This is a genomic window from Bacillus sp. MD-5 (assembly GCF_002201875.1).
Lineage (GTDB): Bacteria > Bacillota > Bacilli > Bacillales > Bacillaceae > Bacillus > Bacillus stercoris.
The window spans coordinates 217,802-244,451 of the sequence record NZ_CP021911.1 but is presented as its reverse complement, the minus strand read 5'-3'; the positions used below and the strand labels follow the sequence as shown (position 1 = coordinate 244,451).

Here is a 26,650-nt window from a genome sequence, read left to right as displayed (position 1 = left end):
GAACACCCTTTCCTTATTTATTCATTAAGTCCATTAGTTTTTGTTCCCATTCTTTCGTTGTAAGCGGAGAATCAAGCGGCTGTGAATAGTGGCCTCTTGTTTCCGGCGCAACCGGTGTAGTCGCGTCAAGAATCATTTTGTGAGTGATTCCTGACGGATTAGATCCCGGATCAAGCGGCAGAACAGATAAGTCCGGAATGATGACCGCATCGTGTTTCGGATGCATTTTCGTCGAAAGCGCCCACATGACCTGCGGCAGGTTGAATGGATCGACATCCTCATCAACGACAATGACCATTTTGCAGTAGCCAAGTCCGTGCGGTGTGGTCAATGCGCGCATGCCGACCGCTTTCGCAAATCCGCCATAACGGGTTTTTGTGGATACAATCGCGATTAAACCGTGTGTGTACATGGCGTTTACTGCCACAATTTCGTTCGGATACGCTTCTTTTAACTGCTGATAAAGCGGCACGCATGTGTTAATGCCGATCATGTAATCGCATTCTGTCCAAGGCATGCCTAAGTATAAATGCTCGAAAATTGGATTGTTTCTGTGATAGACGCGTTTAATTTTAATGATCGGCATGCTTCGTCCGCCGGAATAATGGCCTGTGAATTCACCGAACGGCCCTTCATATTCGCGCTCTCCGGCAATAATCTCACCTTCAAGCACCACTTCAGCGCCCCACGGAACATCAAGATCAGACAGCTTTGATTTGACGATGCGATATGGTTCGCCTTGAATCGCGCCTGCCATTTCGTATTCTGATTGATCATAAAGAAGCGGAGTCGATGCCGCTGTTGTAATAACCGGCTCACAGCCAAGCGCAATCGTGACTGGAAGATTGATGCCGCGTTCTTCAGCTTGGCGCAAATGGATGGCAATATCGTGCTGCGGCACAGGCTGAATGCCGAGGCGGTCTTTTCCTTTGACCTGCATTCTGTAAATGCCGACATTTTGTTTGCCAAAGTTGTCAGGGTCTTCAAGATCACGGGAAATGACACATGCTTTGTCTAAATAATAGCCTCCATCACCTTGGTTAATTCTGAAAAGAGGCAGTATATCGAACAAATTGATATCTTCTGTGATTTCATTTTCATGAAATGGCGCTGTTTCCTCACGTTTGACCGGCATCGGAAACTGGTCATAACGCTTTGCGAATTCAAAAAACTGTTCTTTTACCGGTGTGTCTTTCGGCATACCCAGCATCATTGCATGGTTCGGCCAAGAGCCGATGACATTCATCGCAATTCGCGCGTTATGATAGCCATAAATGTTGTCAAATAAAAGCGCGGGGCTCTTATCGCCAAGGTTGCTGGCTGCGCGTGCGGCGGCCCCTAAATCAGGCTCCGGCTTTACCTCTTCATTCACTGTAAGCAGCTGTCCTTCTTTTTCGAGGGCTGCGAGAAATTCTCTGAAATCTTGATAAGCCATGATCAAGCTCCTCCTTTATGTTTTTCAATCCCATTCCAGCGCTTCGCTTCAGGAAGGCGAATGCCGAATTGGTCCAACGTTCTAAATACAATATGGTCAACCATTTCCTCTAAGCTGGTCGGCTGATTATAAAATGCCGGCATCGGAGGAAGAATGATTGTACCCATTTTCGTAAGCGCTAGCATATTTTCGAGATGTATTTGGTTTAAAGGCGTCTCTCTCGTTAAGAGGACGAGTTTTTTTCTCTCCTTGAGCATGACATCCGCCGCACGTGTCAGCAGATTATCCGCCATTCCGGTGCGAATGCTTGCGAGAGATTTCATGCTGCACGGCGCAACGATCATTCCATCGGTATCAAACGATCCGCTTGAAATGGCTGCCGCCTGGTCCTTATGTGAGTAAGTGTATGTGGCCAGCTGTTCTACTTCTTGTAAGGTATAGCCTGTTTCGTGTTTGATCGTGACGTTCGCCCAAGGAGACACAACGAGATGGGTTTCCACTTCGGCAGCCTTCAGCCACTGCAGCAGCCTGACCCCGAAAATCGCCCCTGTTGCCCCTGTCATTCCGACAACGAGTTTCACTTTGCCCCCTCCTTTACGCTTGAATTCTGCTTTCATTTCAATCATACTCCTGATATATCCATATGAAAAATATCTATAAAATCTATATTTAATACCTAAAAGGTATATTAAGGAGGCGCTTTCTTTTGGACATTCGCCAGCTTCGATACTTCATTACCATTGCCCAAGAACAGAAAATCACCTCCGCAGCCAAAAAGCTTCACATGGCGCAGCCGCCTTTAAGCAGGCAGCTCAAACAGCTGGAGGACGAGCTTGGTGTTGTTCTGTTTGATCGGAACAAGAAAAAACAAATGACGCTTACATATGAAGGAACTGTTTTTCTGAAAAGAGCAAAGGAGATTTTGCATAGGTTTGAGGATGCCGTCATCGAGGTACAGGAGCTGAAGGAGGAGGTAGCCGGCACGCTAGCCGTGGGTTCAACAATTTATTGCGCGGCTCTGATGCTTGAAAAAGTCACACAGATCAAAGAGAGATACCCCCATCTCACCTTTAATATTTGGGAAAATGAGCCTGCGACACTGTTGGAACTGCTGGAAAGCCGGCAAATCGATGCGGCGGTCACGACAACACTGATCAAAAGTGACAGAGTACAATTCAAGCAGCTTGATGACATTCCATGTGTGCTCGTGCTTTCAGATGACGCCGGATATCCGTGCGGAGACACGATTAAGATGGAGGACATTCCTTCGTTTCCGCTGATACTGCTCCGGCCTGTTAACGGAAAAGGCGTTTATAATCAGGTCATGAATGAATTTCATCGTTTGAACCTGAAGCCGAGCATTGTTTGTGAATGCCATGACTCTGCAACTTTGCTCAGCCTCGTGTCATCCGGATTTGGCGCGTCCATTCTGCCTGTCACAATGATTCCCGTTCATATGCGAAATCACGTTCACACCGTTCATATCGAAAATAATCCCTTCATTATGACGCCCGCTGTCATGTGGAGAACGGACAGTTATTTGCCTAAACCGGCACAGCAATTTTTGGATTTATTTTAAAAGAATTTGTCTTATGAAAACCAAATACTTGACTCATACTAAAAAAAAGTTATCCTTTAGATTTGTAAGCTAATTTTTTATTTCAATAAAATCAACCAGAAAAGTGGGGAATAAGATGAAAAAAGCATTATTGGCTTTATTCATGGTCGTAAGTATTGCAGCTCTTGCAGCTTGCGGAGCAGGAAATGACAATCAGTCAAAAGATAATGCCAAAGGTGGCGATCTTTGGGCTTCAATCAAGAAAAAAGGTGTGCTCACAGTCGGAACGGAAGGAACATATGAGCCGTTCACTTACCACGACAAAGACACTGACAAGCTGACTGGCTATGATGTCGAAGTCATCACAGAAGTCGCAAAACGCCTCGGACTGAAAGTCGATTTTAAAGAAACACAATGGGACAGCATGTTTGCCGGCCTGAATTCCAAACGGTTTGACGTTGTTGCCAACCAAGTCGGAAAAACAGATCGTGAAGACAAATATGATTTCTCAGATAAATACACAACATCAAGAGCCGTTGTCGTGACGAAAAAAGACAACAACGATATTAAGTCTGAAGCAGATGTAAAAGGAAAAACGTCAGCTCAATCACTGACAAGCAACTACAACAAATTAGCTACGAATGCCGGCGCTAAAGTAGAAGGCGTTGAGGGCATGGCGCAAGCCCTCCAAATGATCCAGCAAGGCCGCGTCGACATGACGTACAACGATAAGCTTGCCGTATTGAACTACTTAAAAACATCCGGCAACAAAAACGTGAAGATCGCGTTTGAAACAGGCGATCCGCAGGAAACGTATTTCACGTTCCGTAAAGGAAGCGGCGAGGTTGTTGATCAAGTCAACAAAGCATTAAAAGAAATGAAAGAGGACGGGACTCTTTCTAAAATTTCTAAAAAATGGTTCGGCGAAGATGTTTCTAAATAATCTGCCGGCATTGACGCTTGGCACGGCGATCCCGTGGGATCTGGTGCAGCAGTCATTCTGGCCGATACTTTCAGGGGGAATCTACTATACGATTCCCCTTACGATTCTTTCCTTTATATTTGGAATGATCTTGGCGCTGATTACGGCGCTTGCCAGAATGTCGAAAGTGAGACCTTTGAGATGGGTGTTCAGCGTATACGTATCCGCAATACGCGGCACTCCTCTTCTCGTTCAATTGTTCATCATTTTCTATCTGTTCCCGGCCTTTAACATCACATTAGATCCATTTCCAAGCGCAGTCATCGCCTTTTCATTAAACGTCGGCGCCTATGCATCTGAAATCATCCGGGCATCTATTTTATCCGTGCCGAAAGGGCAATGGGAAGCCGGCTACACAATCGGCATGACACATCAGAAAACGCTGTTCCGCGTCATACTGCCGCAGGCGTTTCGTGTGTCGATCCCGCCATTATCCAATACTTTTATCAGCCTGATTAAAGATACATCCCTCGCCTCCCAAATTCTGGTCGCTGAGCTGTTCAGAAAAGCCCAGGAAATCGGCGCGCGGAATCTTGATCAAATTTTAGTGATCTATATTGAAGCAGCCTTTATTTATTGGATTATCTGCTTCCTGCTTTCACTCGTCCAGCATGTCATCGAACGGCGTCTTGACCGCTACGTGGCCAAATAAGGAGGTTCCGAGTATGCTTACCGTTAAGGGATTAAACAAATCATTCGGTGAAAATGAAATTTTAAAAAAGATAGATATGAAGATTGAAAAAGGAAAAGTCATCGCCATACTTGGGCCTTCAGGTTCAGGGAAAACGACGCTGCTCCGCTGCCTGAACGCGCTGGAGATTCCGAATCGCGGAGAGCTTGCATTTGATGATTTCTCCATCAATTTCTCCAAAAAGGTGAAACAGGCGGATATCCTAAAGCTTCGCCGAAAATCCGGAATGGTATTTCAGGCGTATCACTTGTTCCCGCACCGCACAGCCCTCGAAAACGTGATGGAGGGCCCTGTTCAGGTGCAAAAACGGAACAAAGAGGAAGTCAGAAAAGAAGCGATCCAGCTTCTTGATAAAGTCGGATTGAAGGACAAAATGGATTTATATCCGTTCCAGCTTTCCGGCGGACAGCAGCAGCGCGTGGGCATCGCCCGCGCACTGGCGATTCAGCCTGAGCTCATGCTGTTTGACGAACCGACCTCAGCGCTTGATCCGGAGCTCGTCGGAGAGGTGCTGAAGGTTATCAAGGACTTAGCCAATGAAGGCTGGACCATGGTCGTGGTGACCCACGAAATCAAGTTCGCGCAGGAGGTTGCTGATGAAGTCATCTTCATCGACGGCGGTGTAATCGTGGAGCAAGGACCGCCGGAGCAAATTTTCTCCGCCCCAAAAGAAGAACGGACACAGCGGTTCTTGAACCGGATTTTGAATCCGCTGTAATAAGAAAAACAGGGCGCCTGCGGGCGCCCTGTTTTTTTGTTGAGCTCCTTTCGCCTATTCCGCTCTTCTGTCAGATGTGCTACAATGACAATCGACTGATTTTTACGAAAGAAGGGACCTCACGTGAAGCAAGAACTTGTTCTGCGCTGGACATTTTATTTTGCCGGTTTGATCATTTTGGCTTTTGGTGTATCCCTGACGATAGAAGGAAAAGCACTCGGCATTAGTCCGTGGGATGCATTTCATTACAGCCTGTTTCAGCACTACGGGCTTACCGTCGGCCAGTGGTCCATCATTATTGGAGCGCTCATCGTCGGATTAACGTCATTGTTCACGAGGGCTTGGCCAAAAATTGGAGCGATCCTGAATATGGTGCTCATCGGTGTATTTATAGACTTTTTCAATTTTCTTCTGCCTGCTCCCTCGACCTACACGGGCTCCGTCATCGTCTTCTCTCTCGGCGTGGTGCTGATCGGTTACGGCGTCGGTGTTTATGTATCAGCAGGCCTTGGCGCGGGGCCGCGTGATTCACTGATGATGCTGATTACAGAAAAAACCGGCTGGAATGTGCAATGGGTGCGGAACGGCATGGAATTAACTATTTTATTTGCGGCATGGGGCATGGGCGGCCCGATCGGTTTTGGCACCATTTTGACCGCCATCTTCACCGGACTCATTTTGCGCTTTTCATTGCCGCAGTCAATCCAGCTGCTGAATTATGCCGTGGCAAGGCGGACAGCCGCTGTGAAAGCATCTCCGCCTATACACTAAAACAAAGCCGTCTTGGCTTTGTTTTTTATTTTCTCCTCTATATGAGTCTTGTTGATGTATGATAGGATGGTTTTGACAATCTTTTGCAGACGGAGGACCTAGAATGAAGATTTACGGAATTTATATGGACCGCCCGCTTTCACAGGAAGAGACTGAACGGTTCATGTCTTTCATATCGCCTGAAAAACGGGAGAAATGCCGGAGATTTTATCATAAAGAAGATGCACACCGCACCCTGCTGGGAGATGTGCTTGTTCGTTCAGTCATAAGCGGGCAGTATCAGTTGGACAAATCTGATATCCGCTTCAGCACGCAGGAATACGGGAAGCCCTGCATCCCTGATCTTCCTGACGCCCATTTCAACATTTCTCATTCCGGCCGCTGGGTCATTGGTGCGTTTGATTCACAGCCCATCGGCATCGATATTGAAAAAATGAAACCGATCAGCCTTGAGATCGCCAAGCGCTTCTTTTCAAAAACAGAGTACAGCGACCTTTTAGCCAAAAACAAAGACGAGCAAACAGACTATTTTTATCATCTATGGTCAATGAAAGAAAGCTTTATCAAACAGGAGGGCAAGGGGTTATCACTACCGCTTGATTCCTTTTCAGTGCGCCTGCATCAGGACGGAGAAGTATCCATTGAGCTTCCGGACAGCCATTCCCCCTGCTATATCAAAACGTATGATGTCGATCCCGGCTACAAAATGGCTGTATGCGCCGCGCACCCTGATTTCCCTGAGGATATCACAATGGTCTCGTACGAAGCGCTTTTATAAATGGCTCATCAACAGCTTGACACCGCGATCAATATCTTCCGTTTTCACATTGGATATATTGATTTTTAATAGATTTTCTTTTGGATAACCTGATAAATAATGACGGTCTATCGCCTCAAGGTGAACCCCTTGTTTTTTCAGTCTATGAATCACTCTTGAGGCCGGTAGATCCTCAGGAAGCACCAGATGGGTGTGCATACAGGGTGCCTGGCCGCCTGAAAACGTAAAGCGTCCGCTTCCCAGCTGCCTGTGGGTTTGAATGGCTTGATGAAGCCTCAGTGATCGCTCCTTATAGGAATCTCTGATTTTCTCCTTGTGCCTGCCATACATACCGCTTTTCAGATAAATCTCCAATGCCGCTTGAGAAATCATCGAACAGTCGATGTCGTTCAGCTTTTTGTACGCATGAAACATGTCAGTCAGTGCTTCGGGCAAAACAGCCGCCCCCACACGAAGACCGGGAAACATCATTTTCGAGAAACTTTTCAAATAAATGACATGTGAGGACAGGTCATATGCGTGCAGCGGATCTGCCTTTTTATTTTCTTCCAAATCACCGAGATAATCATCCTCAACGAGATAGACATCATACGCTTCTGCCAGTCTTACAAGCTCTTGTTTCTCTTGCTCTGACAAAGAGCAGCCAAGCGGGTTATGGAAGCGCGGCATCGTGTAAAAAAATTTGATCGATTCTGTTTGAAACAGCCGCTCAACCTCGGTTAAATTGAGCCCCTCTTCCGTTCGTTTCACTCCGATGGCGGGAATTCCAAGCGTCTCAAGCTGTTCGACCATCAAATGGTAGCCCGGCTGTTCAATGGCGATCTTCTCTTTCCCATTTGGAAACGGCATGGCACAAAGCAAGGATAACGCCTGCTGGACACCTGAAGTAATGAAAATGTGCCGTTCATCCGCAAATACCTGCTGATTGGCCAAGAGCTTTCGGAGTACACGGATGAGTGATGGAAGCCCCTTTGGCGTCCCATAAATAAACAAATCGTTTTTATATGTATCAATCGCTTTGTTGATGCAGTGCTGAAAATCAAGATACGGAAACACATCTGGATCCGGCGCAGATGTGGCAAAGTCGATGGGGCCAGGCTGCCCACTTTTTGATTTCCCCGTCTTTTTCACAATATAATAGCCGCTTTTCGGAACGGAATAGATAAGGTGGCGCTTTTCCAGCTCCTGCAGCGCGCGGATCACTGTGCTTTTGCTGACTTGGTGGCGGGCGGACAGCTGACGGATAGATGGAAGCCTGTCTCCTTCTTGATAGGCGGTGCTTTGCATCATCTCCTCTATCCTCGTTAATAGACACATATATTTCTCCATGTCTTCTCCTCCTGTTTTGTACCGGTACAGTTCATTGTTTTTCTCATTGTACCGTGCTGACCGCGGCCATACAATAAAGGGAGCGACCGGCGCTGCAATTCAGGTAAAGGAGCACCTCCCATTATGGTTAAACATCAGCAAGCCTCCGCTTATATAGCGGCTGTTTTATATTCGGTTATTATCGGTTTATCCTTTCTATTCGTAAAAATCGCACTGGAAACAGCAGAGCCGTTTGATATTCTGGCGCACCGGTTCACCATTGCGTTTGCTGCGGCCACTGTACCTGTCTTATTCGGCTGGGTAAAGCTTTCAATCCGCATAAAGGACGTCATTGCCATTTTGCCGCTCGCCCTGCTGTATCCCGCGCTATTTTTCAGCTTTCAGGCATTCGGCCTTGTGTACTCGTCCTCATCTGAAGCGGGGGTTATTCAGGCAGCCATTCCGATTTTCACGATGGTGTTTGCCGCTTATGTTTTAAAGGAACGCCCGACGTGGATACAAAAGGGGTTCACGGTTTTATCCGTTGCCGGTGTCATGTTTATTTTTGTGATGAAAGGCGTTGACGTGGAATCAGCCAGCTTAAAAGGGTCTTTGCTGATACTGTTGTCCGCCTTGTCTTCAGCGATGTACAATACCGCTGCCAGAAAAATGACGCAGCGGTTCAAGCTGACCGAGCTTACCTACATCATGTCTGCCATCGGCTTTGTCGTCTTCAACGCCATTGCCCTTGTGCGCCACGGAGCGGCGGGAACTGTCGGCACTTATTTTCTGCCATTCCGGGAGCCCGGCTTCGTTCTCTCTATTTTGTATTTGGGCGTGCTGTCTTCACTCGTCACTTCATTCTTGTCTAACTATACGCTGTCACGGATTGAGGCGTTTAAAATGAGTGCTTTTAATCATGTATCTACTATCGTAACGATGATTGCAGGAGTGGTGATTCTAAACGAAAGCCTTGCCTGGTATCACTTTGCCGGAGCAGTTTGTATTATGATTGGCGTGCTGGGGAGCAATACCAATCTGCAGAAAAAAACAAAGCGCTCTGGTATGCCTGCAAAAAAATGAGAAATTATGCTAGACTGAAAGGAAAAACATGGTTAGAGGTGTAGGTTTACCGTATGATTCAATATGCTAGTGAAAGTATCATTCTTCCAGGAGAAATCACTTTTAAGGATGTAAGAGAAATCTTTTTTTATCAAATCGCAAAAATGTCATGCTTTTACTTTCTGTTGTGTTGTGCCATATTTGCTGCAGTTAACTTCATTAACGGATGGCCCCGTATCGTTTATGGCAGTGACGCGCTTAACTTGTTTATGAACAGTATGTTGATTATCGTGTTGTCCGTTCTGTTTACACTGCTGCTCCTCCTTCTTCTATATGTGAAGTTTTCCAGAGCATACAAGAAGAACGAACGGATGAAATCCAAAAGAACATATACTGTGAATCAAGAAGGAATTCGTATAAGTTCTAAAAAATATGACCTCATTTTCAATTGGAATGAAATCACAGCTGTTTTCGAATATAAGAATATCTTTCGGATCAATACATCCAGCAGCCAATATATTGCGATACCAAAACATTTTTTTCATTCCGAAGTGGAGATGAACAGATTCAAGGAGATTATCCTTAAAAATACCGAAACAAAAAAACTCAAATTTAAAAAGGATCGGCATTGATAGTGCCGGTCCTTTTATATTGATTGATGGGTTTCTTTTGCCTTTTGTTTATCGAAAAACGGCACAAGCTCTATTACAGCCGATACACCTACAAACACGATACACACAGCAACAATCAGCAGATAATCATGAGTCATGTCAAAAAACAAACCGCCCGTATACACACTGAGAGCCCCGGCAGCCTGATGGATAAAGAAATTGATGCCTAACAGCGAACCGATCAATCCTGTTTGATAGCTTTCTGAAATTGACGCCGCGGTCAGCGGGATCACGCCTGTGTAACTGAGTCCAAATAACAGGATAAAGCCAAAATACCAAAGTTCGCTGTGATGAATTCCGAAAATGGGGATGAGCAGGCAAATCAGGCTGAGCAGCCGGATGAAAAATAAGATGGATAGCATGATGCTTCTGCTGCCGAGGAGATCTGACAGCCAGCCCGCCAATAATCCGCCAATGATAATAAACGCCCCGAACGCGGCCATCATTCCGTTAACATGAGAGACATGCGCATCCTTCAGTATCGGGACGAGGTGAGCATCAATGATTCCCATCGTAAATCCGCAAGTAAACACCCCAAAGTACAGGATATGAATGAGGCGAGACTGCTTCATCACGTTCCAAAATCCTCTCCAGTCATAAGATTTTTTCACTGACTGCACTTGTGCATGTGGCGGGTGCTTCATCCCGAAGGCGAGGAGCGGCAGCAGAACAGCCGCCATGACGATTCCCAAAATGGTATAGGTGTTCTGCCAGCCGGCATGGTACGGAGCCGCTGCCCAAATGGGCGAGAGAAGCAGCAAGCCCGCAGAGTTGGCATTGGTCAAAATAGCAAGTGCCAGACCTTTGTGTGTGTCAAACCAGCGGCTGATGAAATACTGGGTTGTCACGCCGACCGCACAGGAATAGCCGATCCCGCCAAGCACACCGTAAATAGCGGAAAACACATGAACATTTGGTGAATACGGAAGCACCAAAAAGCTAGCGCTGATGCAAACAGCCCCCAGCGCCATAATTTTTCTGACACTGAACCGGTCGATAAAAAAACCGACAAAAAACTGGACGATGCCGGTTGTGATCATAAAAATGCTGACAGAAACCGAGATCAGCGACCTGTCGGCATGGAAGGCATCCGCCATTGGAAGCATAAAAAATTGAAAGGAGTTTCTGAATGAGTTCATTCCGATGGCGAAAACAAACGTAAACAGCAATACAAACCATTTCATCCTGGGAGACGTGCGCATGTTTTGACCTGCCTTTATTTGAGTATTTCGACTATTATACCATGCAAAAATTGTCATTCCACACTAAAAAGCGGAACAGCCTGAGCTGTCCGCTTTTGATCACGATTGAATGATCGGATGCTGATTCAAGATTGCAAAAATCCGTTCTGCGACTTCTTCCGTTTGTGACAGCAGGAACATGTGGCCGCCGTCAAATTGATGGAATGTGATGTCTTTTGCCCACTTCTTCCAGCCTTCCGCATCTCGAATGCATTTTTTATCATCAAGCCCGTTAAAGACATGAACAGGCGATTGGATCTGGGCCAGGTCGTGAAGCACAAATTGTTCAAGCGCCCGGTAGTCCGATCGGAAGGAAGGCAGGAAAAAGGACATGACCTCCTTATTTTCAACAAGCTCTGCGGGCATTCCGCCTAATTTGATAATATGATCAAGGAATTGATCATCAGGCAGATGGGACACTTTCTTCCGCTGAATATGAGGCGGCTGTATCGCAGAAATGATAACTGCCTGTGGAAAGATGCCTTCCCGCTCAAGCTTTTGCGCCAGCCTGAAGGTGATCATGCCGCCCATACTGTGTCCGAACAGCACAAACGGCCGATCAGGGCCCAGGTTCAGTTCTTGCTTGTACAAATCCGTCAGCTCTTCGAGATCCTCAATGGCTGTCGTTTGATTCGTGCCGTGTCCCGGCGGCTCAGCAGCAAGCATCTCACACTCCCCCTGCAAAAAAGCATGGAGAGGGCGAAACGACGCTGAGTAGCCGCCGGCAAACGGAAAACAGATGAGCTGCGTTTTTTCCGACGCATCAAATGATTTGAAGAGTTGGCTCATTGGCTGTCTCCTCCTTTCATCACTTCATTTAAGAAACCGTTACGGTTTGTGTATTAAGGAATTCGAGCAAAATTACGGCATTCCTATCTAGCGTTTCGCCCTGCAGCATTTCTGCGTGTGTTCCGAAGCCTCTTTTCACACGATAAACACCTGTTGTTGCCTCTTCCCATGATGCAAGCCATTCCGGCATGTCAAAATCAGCGCCTGAAGTCAGCAGATCAATATCTGCTTTCACCTGGCCTGTGCTGATCAGGCTGACGTAGTATGAGTAAAAGGCATGTGTTTTTTGCTTAAGTCCTTGTTTGACGGCTTCGCTGTTGAGCGCTTCATTGTCCCGGTTGACATTCATCAACGCTTCGACATCACTTTCAACCGTGCGTCCGTCCAGATCACTGACACCTTGTTTTTTATAGGAATCCACCATGATGATCCGCTGCACAATACGGCCTTGTTCCTCAAGCTTTTTGGCAGCTTCAAACGCCAGGCTGCATCCTGCTGAATATCCAAACAAAGTCAAAGGCCCTTCCGGTTGAAGCTTCTGGATCAAATCCGTATAGCGGTCAAGGCGATTTTCTTCCTCAATGAAGTCAAAGGCGCACAGCTTGTATGACGGCAAGCGGTTGGCCAGGTTTTGGTACATGAGGCCATAGCCCAAGACTGGAGGAAATGCGAAAATGATCTGTTCCTGATCGGGATTCATTATCGTTACATCCTGCAATCCATCTGAGCCCCCGTTTTTCAAAAACGCTGAAATACCGGCGATTGTCGGCGCTTCAAACAAAACCTTTACCGGAAGATCAATCCCGAGCTCCTTCTTGATGCGGGAGGCGGCGGTCATTGCCTTCAAGGAATGTCCTCCGAGCACAAAGAAATCGTCATGAATGCCGACTTGTTTTCTGCCGAGAACCTCAGACCAGATTTGCGCGATTTTTTCTTCCATCTCGTTTCGCGGTCCGATCCATTCTTCCGCCAGCTGATCCTGATCAGGTTTTGGCAGCAGCCGTTTATTGACTTTCCCGTTTGTCGTTAAAGGAAGCTCATCCAAGAAGGTAAAGGTTTGCGGCACCATGTAAGCAGGAAGCTGTTTTTTCAGGTGCGCCTTTACGCCTTCAGCTGAAAGCTGCGTCCGGGTCACCAGGTAGGCGTTGATTGATGCATCGCCAGACTCAGGGCAGTCCGCAACAACGACCGCATCTTTCACTCCCGGGTATTCCTGCAGCTGCTTTTCAATTTCTTCAAGCTCAATCCGGTGTCCCCGTATTTTGACCTGATCGTCAATACGGCCGGCGTATTCAATCGTTCCATCCGGCAGCCAGCGTGCTAAATCCCCTGTGCGGTAAAGCATTTCTTCCGGCTTAAACGGGTTCTTGATAAACTTTTGCTTCGTGAGGTCAGCACGATTTACATATCCTTTTGACACGCCCATTCCGCTGATGCACAGTTCACCGATCGCCCCGAATGGCTGGAGCTGGCTTTGCTCATTCAGAATATAAACACTGGCATTGCTGATCGGCTTTCCGATCGGCAATGAGGAGATGGAATCCGGTATATCTTGCACGACGTGAGCAGTCGCAAACACTGTTCCCTCGGTCGGCCCGTAACAGTTAATCAGCTTGCCCGGCCCCATGACCCGCAGCGCTTTCCTGACGTGCGGCACAGACGCGCGCTCTCCGCCGAATAACACGCAGCGAAGCCCCTTCATCCAATCCTCTCCCGCATCTGTGAGAAGATTAAACAGCGCAGTTGTCGCAAACATGACATTGACATTTTCCTTCTTGATCAGATCAGTGAGCCGCTCTGTATCAAGCAGCGTATGTTCATCTGCGATAATGAGCCGTGCCGCATTCAGTATGGAAGCGTAGAAATCAAAGGTAAATGCGTCGAAGGCGTAATTCGAAACAGATAAGAACGTATCTTTTTCAGAAAATGCCATGTAGTCTACGTGCTTGACCAACCCTTGAATATTGGCATGAGTGGTCATATTGCCCTTCGGCTTTCCGGTTGTGCCCGACGTGTACATGATATATGCCGGATCATCGGGATCAATCGCGGTGGCAGGATCGCTTTCCTTTTCCTCAAACCGTGTTTGATCATCGATGACGAGCGTTGTGCCTGTATACGGCAGCTGAGCCGCCTGTTCTTTCATCTCCTGATGTGTCAGCAGACAGGCTGCATCACTGTCAGCCAGCATATACGAGATTCGGTCCTCTGGCAGCTTCGGGTCAACTGGCAGATAAGCCGCTCCCGCCTTTAATACACCGAGAATGCCGATCACCAGTTCAAGTGAGCGCTTCGTGTACAGCGCTACAACGGAGCCTTTGCCCGCACCGTGTTTTTGCAAACGGTGCGCAAGGCGGTTCGTTTCCTGATTTAATTCGCGATAAGACAGGGTCTGGCCGGAATACGTAAGCGCCGGCGCATTTGGATTGAGATTCACCGCTTCCTTAAACCAATCGGTCAGAGGTTTTGTCTCATGAGTTTGAGCCGGCGGGTTTAAGCCAGTAAGCAAAAATTCTCTCTCCCTGTCGTCAACGAGGTTGATCGTGCTGACAGGCTGATCCGGATTCTGGATGAGCTGCTGAATTGCTGTGAGAAGCTGAGATTTCAAGCGCAGGATAAACGCCTCATCAAACACATTCTCATTATAAGCAAGCTTAATCAGCATCTCTTCACCTGGAGAAGCCATTAGGTTGAGATCATAATTCGACTTCTCAAAAACATGAACATCCACCATATCAAAACCGTTTTCACTGCTTTCTTCATTTTTCGCATCCTGAAGCGGATAGTTCTCAAAAACAATGATGTGGTCAATCAGTTTCGGCTGATCGGCCTGGCTTTGGATGTCATAAAGCGGCACATATTGATGCGGCTCGGACTGCAGCGATTGCTCCTGCAGCTGCTTGAGCAAGCCGGTAAATGTGATATCCTTAGACAGCTTTACACGTCTCGGGACAACGTTGATAAACAGTCCAACCATATGTTCAACGCCTTTGATTTCCGCGGGACGCCCGGAAACGACTGTACCGAACGTTAAATCGCCAGACTGCTGATAGCGGCTGATCAATACGCTCCAGACTGCCTGCAGCGCCGTGCTTAAAGTGGTATGCTGCGATTTTGCAAGCTCGGTAAAGGCCTTTGTTTCCGCCTTCGGCAATGAAAAGAGCAGCTCTTTCGGCTCATAGCCGTCCTTTTGTTTCTTTCTTTGCTCCGCAAACGTCGTTTGTCCCTCAACATCCTTTAAGTACTCGCGCCAGTAATGCAGCGATGCGTGTTTATCCTGCTTTTCAAGCCACTTGATATAGTCTTTATACGGTTTGACTGGCGGCAGGCTGTACGGCTTTTGTTCGCGCAGAGCATTGTATACTTTAAATAGATCCTGTACGACGATGCCGAAGCACCAGCCGTCCAAAATAATGTGGTGGTAGCTCCACACCCATTCAAAGCTTTCTTCAGTTTTTTTGAAAACAGCTGCCCGCATCGGAATATCCCGCGTCAAATCAAAGCCTCTGATCTTATCCTGTTCCTTGTATTCATTGATTTTGGCTGCTTGCTCGCTGTCTGTTGCATATGTCAGATCGATTTCTTCTATATGAAACTGCCGTTTTTTCAATACGACTTGGACAGGCCTTTTTACTTTTTCGTGAATGAACACGGTACGAAATACATCGTACCGGTCCATGATCACATTCATGCTTTCTTCTAGGCATTTGATATTCAAGCTGCCTTTTACTTTCATCGTGATCTGTTCAAGGTAAAAGCTTTGGCCGGGATTCAGGATGGTATGAAACAGCATCCCTTCCTGCATCGGCGATAGGTAATACATATCTTGAACCTGATCCTTGCTAAATTGACTCATATGTTTCGCTCCCGCCTTCTGTAATTCCCTTGCGTTTTATTTTAAATTCTCCTCAAGCATGTCAAAGATATCTCCCATCTCATCCATTTCAAGGTCTTCGGCGCTGAAGTCACTTGGCGTGAATTCCTTGTCTTCTTTTTCCGTGCAATGGCGGATCAGCATCAGAAGATTTTCTTTAAACCGTTCCATTCGCTCTTCAATCGTGGCTCTCTCAAACTCCTTCTCATTGTAGGAGCAGGAAAGCACAAACCGGCCGTTTCTGATCATGCCGCTGAAGCTTAAAGCGTACAGCGCCTCTGATTCTCCGCTTACTTGGCGCCCCATATCGAAAGCGGACGGTTCAAAGAAATCGGTTTTGACTTCACTGTCGAATTGGCCCAAATAGTTGAAGCTGATCTCCGGTGTGAAGCCCTTTGTTTCCGATGTTTCTGTGAAATAACGAAGAATGCCGTAGCCAACACCTTTATCCGGAATGCGGCGCAGGTTTTCTTTGACTGTTTTGATCACAGCTGAGACATCTGCTTCAGACATGTCGAGCACAACTGGGTATTGTGCCGTAAACCAGCCGACCGTTCTGGAGATATTCACATTCGGGATGATGTCCTCCCGGCCGTGTCCCTCAAGGTTAATGCCGATTTTGGCACTGGCTGTCCATTCTTTCATTGTCAAACCAAGCGCGCTGAGAAGTATATCGTTGATTTCAGTTCCATATGGCTGATGAACATCTGTTAAAAGATGCTTCGTGTCTTCTTCCGTTAATTCACATAGGACGGATGATGTATCCTTGACGATCCGCTGCTCTGTTTTACAATCCTTCGGTAAAGGAGAAACCTGCTCAGCGGCAATTTGCGACCAGTATTCAGCCTGCTGTAAAAGATGCGCTGATTGGCTGAATGCCGCCAGTTCTTCCGCCCAGTCCTTGAAGGAGTTTGTTTTTTGCGGGAAGACAAGGCTCTCTTCTTTCTCAGCCTGCATGTAGCCTGAAGCAAAATCTTCAAGCAAAATCCGCCATGACACACCGTCGACCACGAGATGGTGTACAGCGATGAGCAGGTGATCCCCAGCTTCCGTGCGGTATTGCTCCGCCTTTAGAAGGGGCCCGTTTTGCAGATCAATACTGCTTTGCAGCCTGTTCGCCAGAATCTTAATCTGTTTTTTCAGCATCTCTTCATCAGAGCCGTACAGATCCACGATTTCGAAACTTACCTTGCTCTCACCGATCGGTTGATACGCCTGAATGATGTCCCCGTTTTCCTCACGGTAAACCATGCGGAGCGCGTCATGATGCTCGATCAGCGCCTGCAATGTTTTCTCCACACGTTTAGGATCAAAGCCCTTCTTGGCGTGAAGCATCACCGATTGGTTCCAGTGGTGCTTGTTCGTGAAGTTCTTTTCAAAGAACCAGCGCTGGATCGGCGTCAGGATGACTTCGCCCTCCACCGGGCCTTGGTCTGCCTGTTTGCCTTCGGCACGCTCTACGTATTGGGTCAGCTCCTCGATCGTCGGGTGCTGGAAGAGATCTTTCATTTCCAGCTTCCAGCCGTGCTGGTTCAAGCGGCTCGCCATCTGAATTCCTTTGATAGAATCTCCGCCAAGCGAGAAGAAATTGTCGGTGACACCGACTTCAGCCATTCCAAGCACGTCCTGCCAGATGTCGGCAAGCAGCTCTTCCATGTCGGTCGTCGGCGCTTTGTATTCTCCGCTTCCCGCTTCGATGTCCGGCTCAGGCAAGGCTTTGCGGTCCACTTTGCCGTTTGCCGTAACCGGAAGCTCGCTCAGCGTCACCCAGAACGCCGGGATCATGTAATCCGGCAGGGTTTCCTTCAGTGCTGATTTCAGTGCTTCTATGTCAGCTGATTCAGGTGTGACATACGCCGCGATCGCTGTATTGCCGCCTTTATCTTTGACAGCTGTCACTGCCGCATCCTGTACGTCAGAAAGCTGTGCGAGCTGGACTTCGATTTCTGAAAGCTCGATCCGGTAGCCGCGGACCTTGACCTGCTGGTCGATCCGGCCAATGTATTCGATGCCGCCGTTCACCCACTTCACCAAATCGCCGGTGCGGTACATGCGTTCACCCGGCACAAACGGATCAGCGACAAACCGCTTCGCGGTTTCGTCTTCTCGGTTCAGATAGCCGCGTGCCAGTCCGCGTCCCGCCACACAAAGCTCTCCGGCTACGCCTTCCGGCTGCACCTGATTGCCCTCACCAAGAATGTACACTCTCGTATTGGCGATTGCCTGTCCGATGGAAAGCGAGCCTTCCTCCGGATGGATTTCCGTGCTTGTGGCAACGACCGTATTTTCTGTCGGCCCGTAGTTGTTGACGAGCTTGTACGGCTTTTTCACGGCACGCTTCAGCTTGTCTCCGCCTGTGAGCAATACGCGCAGTGATGTGTTCTCAAGCTCCATGAACTGTTCCGCCAGCTGTGTCGGCAGGAACGTGATCGTCACGCCGTTCGTTTCGAAATAATCGTTTAGGCGGACAATATCGAGGCGGATCGCTTCATCAATAACGTGAAGCTCGGCGCCGATCGTCCAGGTCGGGAACATCTCCCAAATGGAGGCGTCAAACCCAAAGCCCGCGTACTTCGCACTGCGGTCCTCCGCTGTCATACTGAACGCGTCGTGGTGCCAGAAGCACAGGTTCACAAGCGCATGGTGCTCGACCATGACACCCTTCGGCTGTCCGGTCGTTCCAGATGTGTAAATCATGTACGCCAAGTTCTCAGCGGTTACAGCGGTCTCTGGATTCTCCTCGTCATTTTCATCAAGCGGCAGGCTTAGAATCGTGCGGCTTCCGTCGAGAAGAATGACCTCTCCCGTATAGCTGTCCGGCACTGAAATGCCCTCTTGCTTCAAGAGAAGCTTCGCGCCGCTGTCCTGTAAAATATACTCAATCCGCTGATCCGGGTAGTCAGGATCAATCGGCACAAATGCCGCTCCCGCCTTTAAGACGCCAAGCACCGCGGCGGACATTTCAAGCGACGGCTTCGTGAGGACGCCGACGCGGTCATCCGGGCTGATGCCGCAGTCGATCAGAATTCGCGCGAGACGGTTTGCCTTCGCATTCAGCTCGCCGTACGTCCAAGATCGGCCGTTGTATGTGACAGCCGGGCGATCTTTGTGGCGCTGAACAGTCTCTTCGAATAGCTGATGAACCGTTTTGTCTGTCGGCACAGGCAGCGTTTTGCCCTTCCATGCCTCAAGAAGCGCTTGTTTTTCTGTTTCAGTGACGAGTGACAGGCTGGAAAGCGGCTGGTTCGGGTTTTCCGCAACAGCCTTTAGTAACCTCAGAACGTATTCGCTCCATTTTTCAGCCGTTTCTTTTGTGAACAGATCTGTCGCATATTCGAGCTGCAAGCCAATGCCGTTTTCATCAGTAAACCCGCCCAATGTCAGATCAAACTTAGAGGTTCCCTGATGAGCCTCATAAGGTGAAATGCTCAGATTTGGCAATGTAAGCTGTTCTTTATCGGGGTTTTCTGTCGTCACCATCACATTAAATACTGGATTTCGGCTCATATCCCGAGGGAGATCAAGCTGATTAACCAGATCTTCAAATGGATACTCCTGATGCTCCAGCGCTGACAGGTTCGTCTGCTTCGCTTGCTCCAGAAGCTCCGCAAATGTCTGCTGTTCTTTCGCTTCCATTCTCAGGGCAAGTGTATTGACGAACATTCCCGGCATGTCTTGGACATCGGCATTCGTCCGGCCCGCAGTAACAGAGCCGATGACGATATCCCGCTGTCCGGAAATTTTGCTTAAAAAGACGTGGAAAACAGCATGGAGCACCATGTGCAAGGTCGCTCCGGTTTCCGCGAGCAGCTTTTCGACCGCCTTTGCCGTCTCACTTCCCGTACGGAAACGAATCGTATCTCCTTTAAAGCTTTGCACCGGCGGACGGGCGTAATCGAGCGGGAGATCAAGCTCTGGCAGCTCGCCTGAAAGAACCGACAGCCAGTACGCCTCATGCTCCTTCATCCGTTCTTTTTGCTCAGCTTCATGTTGCCAAACGGCGAAATCTTTATAATGAAGCGACGGCTCCGGAAGCTGCTCTCCTTTGTAAAGCAGCGCCAATTCTTTTACAAAGATGCCTCTTGAGACGCCGTCTGCGATGATGTGATGCATATCTAAAAGCAGCAAATGTTTCTTCGCTTCTATTCGAAGCAAAGCGGCGCGAATGAGCGGTGCGTCGGTTAAATCGAATGGCTGGATAAATTCCTTAATCTTTTGGTCCGCTTCGTCTTCTTCCGCTTCAAACAGATGAAGATCAACTTCCGCCTCCTCAATAATGCGCTGAACAGGCTCACCATTAGCTTCCATAAATGACGTCCGCAATGATTCGTGACGGTTCACAAGCTGATTGAGCGAGTCGCGCAGGCGAGAAACATCAAGCTCACCTTCCATTAGAAGAACAGATGGCATGTTGTAGCTTATCGTCTGGCGGTCAAGCTGATTGAGCACATACATCCGTTTCTGCGCGGATGACAATGGATACATAGCCTGCTTGTCAGCCGGCTTGAGGACTTGATGGCCGCCTGAAACAGCAGACGCCTCCATATAAGCCGCCAGCTGGCGAATAGTCGGCTGCTCGAACAGTGCTTTAAGCGGTATGCTTTTCTCCAATTCTGCCTGAATGTTGGCAATCAGCATCATTCCTTTTAATGAATGGCCGCCTAAATCGAAAAAATTGTCGTCAATGCCGATGGCTTCTATGCCAAGCGTTTTCCGCCATATGCGGCATAAGCTTTCTTCAAGCGCTGTTTCCGGTGCCGCCAAGGTCTTGCCAGAAGATTGTGCCGCATTCGGCTTCGGCAAAGCGTTTCTGTCGGTTTTCCCGTTTGCCGTCAGCGGAATTGCGTCAACCTGCACAAAGAAAGCAGGAATCATATGAGACGGCAGTGTTTGTGAAAGCTGGTTCCGGAGCTCTGCTTTTTCGATGGCCTGATCCGACGTATAATACGCGCAAAGCTCTTGAAGGCCGCCCTCGGAAACCGCTAGCACAACCGCTTCTTGAATTTCACTGAGGCTGAGCATGACCGTTTCAATTTCTTTCGGCTCAATGCGGTAGCCGCGGATTTTCACCTGATCATCAGCCCGGCCGATAAATTCAAACGTACCGTCAGAAAGTCTCCGTACGACATCTCCGGTTTTGTACATGAGGCTGCCCGGTGAATATGGATTCTCCACAAATCTCTCGGCTGTCAGCTGAGGCCTGTTGAGATATCCTCTCGCAAGCCCCTGTCCCGTAATATAGAGCTGTCCGCTCGCTCCCGGCGGCACAAGCTTCAATGCTTCATTTAAGACAAGCGCGCCGGCATTCGCAATCGGTTTTCCGATTGTCGGGCGTTTCGCAAATGCATCCGGCTCAGACAGACCAATCCGTCCGGCGATGGCGCCGATCGTTGCTTCTGTCGGGCCGTAGTGATTGATAAATTCGGTATGTCCATACATCCTGCGAAAGGCAAGAACATCAGCCGGGATGATTTTTTCTCCTCCCAACACAATTAAGCGCAGGGATTTAAAGTTCGCATCTTTTGCAAAACTGGATGTGTTCACCATTGTATGGAAGAGAGACGGTGTCAGTTTGATATATGTGATCCCATGCTCCTTGATATAGTGCGCTATTTCATCCGGCGCCGTATAGGTTTCCTTCTGTACGATATGGAGCTCGCCCCCGCCCAGAAGCACGGGGAACACGCTCGTATAGCCTAGGTCAAATGCGTAAGAGGATAGCAATACAGTCTTATCCTTTTCCGTCAGGCTCGCCTCTTCACTAAACCAAGAGACATAGTTTGTCAAATTGCGATGCTCGATCTGCACACCCTTAGGCTTTCCGGTCGTACCGGACGTATAAATGACATATGCAAGATTGCGCGACCCTGAAATGGATGCTGGGCGCTCCTTGCTTTCATTTCTCCATTTACCTTCATCAAGGTTGACGATTGCCCCTTCATATTGCCCAATAGCCGTCATGTTTCTTTCATTGACGATCGCAATTTTTGCTCCGCTGTCTTCTAATGAATAACGGATTCGTTCTTCGGGTGTATCAGGATCAATCGGAAGGAAAGCTGCCCCCGCCTTCATGACACCGAGAATGGATACCATCACCTCAGCTGACCGGTCCATAACAATCGCAACGATCTCTTCACTTCCTGCCCCTTGGGCACGAAGATGGTGCGCCAGCTGGTTCGCCTGTTCATCAAGCTCGCGATAGGTCAGCAGATTTCCGCCAGCCTTCACCGCAGGATGGTCAGGTGTTTGCTGGGCCTGATTTTCAAAAAGAGCTGCAAAGGTGGCTTCCGTTATTTGAGTCATATGTCTTTCTTCCAGCAAAGCAGCCGTTTCTGCAGATGAAAGCATATCTACTTCAGACAGCCGAACGTTCGGATTAGCCGCGGCCGCTTTGATGATATTGACAAAGTGGCTGCTCCAGCGGCGGATCGTCTCGTCCTTAAACAGAGCAGTCGCATAGTCAAAGCTTAGGCCGATATCGTCTTCACGCTCGACCGCTTCCAAGGAGAGGTCAAATTTCGCCACATGATGATGCATGGAATACGAGGAAATCTTCAAATCTCCTAATCTTAAAGAAGGAATCTCCATATTCTGCATATTGAACATCACGCTGAACAGCGGACTTCTGCTTGTATCCCTTGTAAGAGGAAGCTTTTCAATCAGCTCCTCAAGCGGATAGCTCTGGTGCTCGAAGGCTTGAAGGCTGGCTGTTTTGACCTCCTCAAGGAATTGCGCGAAGGTTTTATCCCCCGCTGGTGCCGTTCTGAGTGCTACCGTGTTGACAAACATCCCCGGCACACCTTGCAGATCAGGATGTGTTCTGCCAGCTGTCGGCGAGCCGACAATGATATCATCCTGCGACGCGTACTTAGAAAGGAGTACATTGAATGCCGCCAGCAAAAACATGTACATTGTCGTATCCGTTTCTGCTAAGAATGACTTGATTTGAGCAGTCATCTGTTGATCAAGCCCGAACATCACGCGCTCTCCCGCAAAGCTCCGCTCAGCAGGCCGCTCGAAATCCGCGGGAAGATCCAGTATTGGCAGCTCGCCTTTAAAGACATCGAGCCAGTATGCCTCATCTTTTTGATAATCAGCGTGTTCTTTGTGCCAAACTGCGTAATCTTTATAGTGAATTTGCGGCAGCTCCAGATCCGCGCCTTGATACATTTTGGCAAGATCACCGATCAGTATGCCTGTTGAACTGCCGTCAGTGATAATATGATGCATATCAATGAGCAGCAGGTGGCGATTTTCTTCCAGCTGGACAAGCTTCGAACGGACGAGCGGCGCACGATGTAATTCAAACGGCTGAACGAACGCTCTGATCATTTCCTCCGCGTCTTCTTCCCGTCCCTTGGCAGCCTCCAGCTGGAACGATATGTTTTTATGAACGGTTTGTACAACCTCTCCGTCGATCATGTCAAACGATGTACGAAGGATTTCGTGCCGGTTGATTAATTGCTGCATCGCGTTTTCAAGCCGGTCTTTATCTACTTCTCCCTCCAGCAAAAGTACAGCGGGGACGTTGTAGCTTGTGTTTGCTTGTCCAAGCTGATTGAGGATATACATTCTCCGCTGGGCCGGGGATACAGGATAATGCTGCTGATAAGGTGCTTGCCTGATCGGTTCAAACGTCTGCTCCTCCTTGCTTTCGTTCTCGTCCAAATACAACGCCAATTCTTGAATGGTCGGCTTTTCAAAAAGCACTTTAATCGATACTTCCTTATGGAAATGCTCTTGGATTTTTGCCGTCATCATCATCGCTTTCAAAGAATGGCCGCCGATCATAAAGAAGTTATCGGTAACGCCTGCTTTGACACCGAGTATTCCTTCCCAGATCTCCGCTAATTTCTTTTCACTCTCTGTTTCTGGTGCTGCGTATTCCGGCTGCACGGCTTCTGATTGCGGCGCGGGCAGTTCTTTTTTGTTGATTTTCCCGTTCGGCGTGAGCGGCAGACTGTCCATTTGAATCAGGTGGGCAGGGACCATATAGTCAGGCAAAGACTGAGATAGCGTTTTTCTCAGCTCGCTCACAGCAACTTCACGGTCTGCCGTAAAGTACGCGCAAATTTCATTTTCATCCGCTTTGTTTTTGCGGATGATCACCGCAGCCTCTGTCACATGCTCAGCCATGTTCAGTTTTGTTTCAATTTCGCCAAGCTCAATTCGGAAGCCGCGCACCTTCACTTGGTTGTCGATTCTGCCTAAAAATTCGATATTGCCGTCCGGCAGCCATCTTGCCAAGTCGCCAGTGCGATAAATCCTTTCACCCGGTCTGAACGGATCTTCGAGAAATTGCTTGTCCGTCAGCTCAGGGAGATTGACATAGCCTCGCGCCACACCAATTCCGCCGACGCAAAGCTCGCCGGGTGAGCCGATCGGCTGCAGGCGTGCCTGCTCATCCATGATGTAGGCAGTGGAATTTCCGATCGGCTTCCCGATTGGGATAGAGCCGCCATACTCGCGGTCGATCAGAAAACTTGTTGAAAACGTCGTGTTTTCTGTCGGGCCGTATCCGTTCCACAATGAAAGCGACGGCGATGCCTGTTTGACTTTGCTGACAATATGCGGAACGAGTGCGTCTCCCCCAATGATTAAATGTCGCAGTGTGCCGAACATACCCGCATCCTTTGCGGCAAGCTGGTTGAATAAAGGTGATGTCAGCCACATCGTCGAGATTCTTTGCTCGCGCAGGAATGCAGCAAATTGTTTCGCATCAAGCAGCGTCTCTTTTTTGACCGGATAAAGCGCTGCGCCATTTAGCAGTGCGCCGAATACCTCAAACGTTCCGGCATCAAAGCTGACCGCTCCCGTTTGCGCCATGCGGTCCTCTTCCGTAACAGGAACGTACCCGGCATTTTTGACGAGACGCAGAATGCTTTTATGTTCGATCATGACGCCTTTTGGTTTGCCCGTTGAACCGGATGTGTACATGATGTATGCCAAGTCGGACGGGGCGGATGGCAGGTTGAGATTGTCAGCCGCTTCGCTCTCATCCAAGCCTATGTCCAGTGTAAGGACCGGCACCTGCAGCTGATGCGCCTGCTCTGTATAAGAAATTCCGGTCAAGACCATTCGAACGGAGCTGTCCTCTGCCATGAACCGAAGACGGTCCCCAGGAAGCGCTGGATCAAGCGGAACATATGCAGCGCCTGCTTTTAACACAGCCAGCATGCCGACAACGGTTTCTATTGAGCGGTCGTTCATAATCGCGACTGTTTCCCCTTTTTGAAGGCCTTGGTCAATCAGCTTTCTCGCCAGACGATTGGCCGCTGCATTCAGCTCGCGATATGTCAGCTCGGTTCCTTCATATACAACGGCAGTGCTCGCCGGCGTCCGTTTCGCTTGCTCTTCAAACACTTGATGAACAGCCATTCCTTCCGGGAGTTCGGCTTTCGTGCTGTTAAACACCTCGACAATTTGCCGCTGCTCTTCGGCTCCCACAAGCCCGTACTCACGCACAAACGCGGCCGGCTGATCGACAGCTGCTTCCATCATGCGGGTAAGGTGCTCCGCTGTCCGTTCGATAAAAGCGGAATCAAAGGCGGCGCCGTTATATTTGATTTTGACGGTCCACGTTTTGCCCGGATACACAATCAGGTTGAAATCGAAGCTCGTTTGTTCAAATGCGCTTTCTACCTTGATCGAGAACCCGAGGCGGTCTTCCATGCTGCCATTTTCAAGCTCCTGATCAAGCGGATAATTTTCAAACGCGACCAGATGGTTTAAGAGATTGCCATCAAGGGCTGAGCGTTTTTGAATCTCATAGAGCGGCACGTAATCGTAACGCTCCGCCTCTACTGCATGCTGCTGAACAGCTGTGAAAATATCAGCGAATGCAGCATCTCGTTCAACTTTCACCCGCACCGGAATGGTGTTGATAAACAGCCCCGCCATCGTTTCAATTCCGTTGATTTCAGACGGCCTTCCTGAGACGACCGTTCCGAAGACCACATCATCCGTAAAGTTGTATTTGCTGAGAACAATGCCCCAAACGGCCTGAAATAGGTTAGGCCCTGTCACTTGATGGAGATTTGCGGTTTGCTGAATACGGGCAACCAGTGTTTCGTCCCATGTAAATGAATATTCTTTATTAACGTATTCGTCCTTTTTCACAGGCAGGCGGCCCGGGAGCACACTTGGCTGTTCAAAACCCGCCAAGCGCTCGCTCCAGTAGCTCTCCGCTTCTTCATTGTCCTGTTTTCCAAGCCACTTGATGTAATCGGAATAAGGCTTGCCCTGACCGTTTGCCGGTGTCCTGCCAGCTCTGAGCGCTTCATAGTTTTGGAACAGGCTTTTCATGAGGACGCCCATGCTCCAGCCGTCCATCATAATATGATGATTGCTCCAGACGAGGTACAGCTGATCTTCATCAAGGCGGAAAACTGCCACCTTGAACAAAATGTCTTTTGCCAGGTTAAAGCCTTGGCGCTGAACGTCTTGTTTGTAACGCTCAATGTGCTCTTTCTGGCGGCTCGCGTCTGCATGACTGATATCCTCATAATGCACCTTTGTTTTGCGTTCCGCTAACACGACCTGACGCGGTTTTTGCAGCTGCTGATGCACAAATACCGTACGGAGAATATCGTATGACCGAATCAGTTCATTGACGCTTTTCTCAAAGATTTCAAGATCAAAAGCGCCGTGAATCCCAAGCTCTAATTGTGTGAAGTATGAGGAAGAATGCGGATCAAGCATCGCATGATACAGCATTCCTTCCTGCATTGGTGTCAGTGCGTACACCTTTTGAATCGATTTTTTGCTCATAT

At 48.6% G+C, this 26,650-nt stretch carries 15 protein-coding genes; 8 read left to right on the top strand and 7 right to left on the bottom strand.

Annotated elements, in window-relative coordinates; translation table 11 throughout:
* Positions 1-13 precede the first annotated feature (13 nt).
* On the bottom strand, positions 14-1,435 hold the full coding sequence (bsdC, locus tag CDO84_RS01075; RefSeq protein WP_040084185.1) for a phenolic acid decarboxylase BsdC: 1,422 nt from the start codon (positions 1,433-1,435) through the stop codon (positions 14-16).
* Positions 1,436-1,437: 2 nt separating this feature from the next.
* Positions 1,438-2,052 carry a non-oxidative hydroxyarylic acid decarboxylases subunit B gene (locus CDO84_RS01070; protein ID WP_050982287.1) on the bottom strand — a complete coding sequence of 205 codons (615 nt, stop codon included), beginning with the start codon at positions 2,050-2,052 and terminating at the stop codon, positions 1,438-1,440.
* A gap of 89 nt (positions 2,053-2,141) precedes the next feature.
* Between CDO84_RS01070 and bsdA the strand changes: the two genes are divergently transcribed.
* The 6 genes from bsdA to CDO84_RS01040 all read left to right on the top strand — a co-directional run bounded on the left by bsdA (position 2,142) and on the right by CDO84_RS01040 (position 6,933).
* The gene (bsdA, locus tag CDO84_RS01065) at positions 2,142-3,014 is read left to right on the top strand and encodes a transcriptional regulator BsdA (RefSeq protein WP_040084186.1); all 873 of its coding nucleotides are present in this window, start codon (positions 2,142-2,144) and stop codon (positions 3,012-3,014) included.
* Positions 3,015-3,129: 115 nt separating this feature from the next.
* Positions 3,130-3,936 carry a cystine ABC transporter substrate-binding lipoprotein TcyA gene (gene tcyA, locus CDO84_RS01060; protein WP_040084188.1) on the top strand — a complete coding sequence of 269 codons (807 nt, stop codon included), beginning with the start codon at positions 3,130-3,132 and terminating at the stop codon, positions 3,934-3,936.
* Positions 3,923-4,627: a cystine ABC transporter permease TcyB gene (gene tcyB / locus CDO84_RS01055; RefSeq protein WP_014662754.1), complete on the top strand. Its 705-nt coding sequence runs from the start codon at positions 3,923-3,925 to the stop codon at positions 4,625-4,627. Before tcyA ends, tcyB begins: the two co-directional genes overlap by 14 nt.
* A 13-nt stretch (positions 4,628-4,640) precedes the next feature.
* Positions 4,641-5,384, top strand: coding sequence for a cystine ABC transporter ATP-binding protein TcyC (gene tcyC / locus CDO84_RS01050; protein ID WP_014662753.1), 744 nt, complete (start codon positions 4,641-4,643; stop codon positions 5,382-5,384).
* Between the two features lie 123 nt (positions 5,385-5,507).
* Entirely contained in the window at positions 5,508-6,155 is a 648-nt protein-coding gene (locus CDO84_RS01045; protein WP_040084189.1) for a YczE/YyaS/YitT family protein, read from the top strand.
* Between the two features lie 103 nt (positions 6,156-6,258).
* Complete coding sequence (locus CDO84_RS01040; protein ID WP_040084190.1) at positions 6,259-6,933, top strand: 4'-phosphopantetheinyl transferase; 675 nt, start codon at positions 6,259-6,261, stop codon at positions 6,931-6,933.
* Here CDO84_RS01040 and CDO84_RS01035 read toward each other — a convergent pair.
* On the bottom strand, positions 6,928-8,262 hold the full coding sequence (locus CDO84_RS01035; RefSeq protein WP_040084191.1) for an aminotransferase-like domain-containing protein: 1,335 nt from the start codon (positions 8,260-8,262) through the stop codon (positions 6,928-6,930). The genes CDO84_RS01040 and CDO84_RS01035 overlap by 6 nt on opposite strands.
* A 123-nt stretch (positions 8,263-8,385) precedes the next feature.
* Here CDO84_RS01035 and CDO84_RS01030 point away from each other — a divergent pair, with 123 nt between their 5' ends.
* Both CDO84_RS01030 and CDO84_RS01025 read left to right on the top strand, forming a co-directional pair.
* Positions 8,386-9,324: a DMT family transporter gene (locus tag CDO84_RS01030; RefSeq protein ID WP_040084192.1), complete on the top strand. Its 939-nt coding sequence runs from the start codon at positions 8,386-8,388 to the stop codon at positions 9,322-9,324.
* 53 nt (positions 9,325-9,377) lie between these two features.
* Complete coding sequence (locus CDO84_RS01025; protein WP_040084193.1) at positions 9,378-9,935, top strand: YcxB family protein; 558 nt, start codon at positions 9,378-9,380, stop codon at positions 9,933-9,935.
* Positions 9,936-9,949: 14 nt separating this feature from the next.
* Here CDO84_RS01025 and CDO84_RS01020 read toward each other — a convergent pair whose 3' ends face one another.
* The 4 genes from CDO84_RS01020 to srfAB all read right to left on the bottom strand — a co-directional run bounded on the left by CDO84_RS01020 (position 9,950) and on the right by srfAB (position 26,648).
* Positions 9,950-11,176 (bottom strand): MFS transporter, encoded by a 1,227-nt coding sequence (locus CDO84_RS01020; RefSeq protein ID WP_040084194.1) that lies wholly within the window; start codon positions 11,174-11,176, stop codon positions 9,950-9,952.
* A gap of 99 nt (positions 11,177-11,275) precedes the next feature.
* Positions 11,276-12,004 carry a surfactin biosynthesis thioesterase SrfAD gene (gene srfAD, locus CDO84_RS01015; protein WP_040084195.1) on the bottom strand — a complete coding sequence of 243 codons (729 nt, stop codon included), beginning with the start codon at positions 12,002-12,004 and terminating at the stop codon, positions 11,276-11,278.
* A gap of 28 nt (positions 12,005-12,032) precedes the next feature.
* Positions 12,033-15,860: a surfactin non-ribosomal peptide synthetase SrfAC gene (gene srfAC, locus CDO84_RS01010; protein WP_040084197.1), complete on the bottom strand. Its 3,828-nt coding sequence runs from the start codon at positions 15,858-15,860 to the stop codon at positions 12,033-12,035.
* A 36-nt stretch (positions 15,861-15,896) separates the two neighbouring features.
* Positions 15,897-26,648, bottom strand: a complete 10,752-nt coding sequence (gene srfAB / locus CDO84_RS21890) for a surfactin non-ribosomal peptide synthetase SrfAB (RefSeq protein ID WP_040084198.1) — start codon at positions 26,646-26,648, stop codon at positions 15,897-15,899.
* Between the last annotated feature and the right edge of the window lie 2 nt (positions 26,649-26,650).

What these genes read in the sequence shown, in the direction of transcription:
- bsdC (WP_040084185.1), bottom strand. Translation starts at nt 1,435, where the DNA reads ATGGCTTATCAAGATTTCAGAGAATTTCTCGCAGCCCTCGAAAAAGAA.
- CDO84_RS01070 (WP_050982287.1), bottom strand. Translation starts at nt 2,052, where the DNA reads ATGAAAGCAGAATTCAAGCGTAAAGGAGGGGGCAAAGTGAAACTCGTT.
- tcyA (WP_040084188.1), top strand. Translation starts at nt 3,130, where the DNA reads ATGAAAAAAGCATTATTGGCTTTATTCATGGTCGTAAGTATTGCAGCT.
- tcyB (WP_014662754.1), top strand. Translation starts at nt 3,923, where the DNA reads ATGTTTCTAAATAATCTGCCGGCATTGACGCTTGGCACGGCGATCCCG.
- tcyC (WP_014662753.1), top strand. Translation starts at nt 4,641, where the DNA reads ATGCTTACCGTTAAGGGATTAAACAAATCATTCGGTGAAAATGAAATT.
- CDO84_RS01040 (WP_040084190.1), top strand. Translation starts at nt 6,259, where the DNA reads ATGAAGATTTACGGAATTTATATGGACCGCCCGCTTTCACAGGAAGAG.
- CDO84_RS01035 (WP_040084191.1), bottom strand. Translation starts at nt 8,262, where the DNA reads ATGGAGAAATATATGTGTCTATTAACGAGGATAGAGGAGATGATGCAA.
- CDO84_RS01030 (WP_040084192.1), top strand. Translation starts at nt 8,386, where the DNA reads ATGGTTAAACATCAGCAAGCCTCCGCTTATATAGCGGCTGTTTTATAT.
- CDO84_RS01025 (WP_040084193.1), top strand. Translation starts at nt 9,378, where the DNA reads ATGATTCAATATGCTAGTGAAAGTATCATTCTTCCAGGAGAAATCACT.
- CDO84_RS01020 (WP_040084194.1), bottom strand. Translation starts at nt 11,176, where the DNA reads ATGCGCACGTCTCCCAGGATGAAATGGTTTGTATTGCTGTTTACGTTT.
- srfAD (WP_040084195.1), bottom strand. Translation starts at nt 12,004, where the DNA reads ATGAGCCAACTCTTCAAATCATTTGATGCGTCGGAAAAAACGCAGCTC.
- srfAC (WP_040084197.1), bottom strand. Translation starts at nt 15,860, where the DNA reads ATGAGTCAATTTAGCAAGGATCAGGTTCAAGATATGTATTACCTATCG.
- srfAB (WP_040084198.1), bottom strand. Translation starts at nt 26,648, where the DNA reads ATGAGCAAAAAATCGATTCAAAAGGTGTACGCACTGACACCAATGCAG.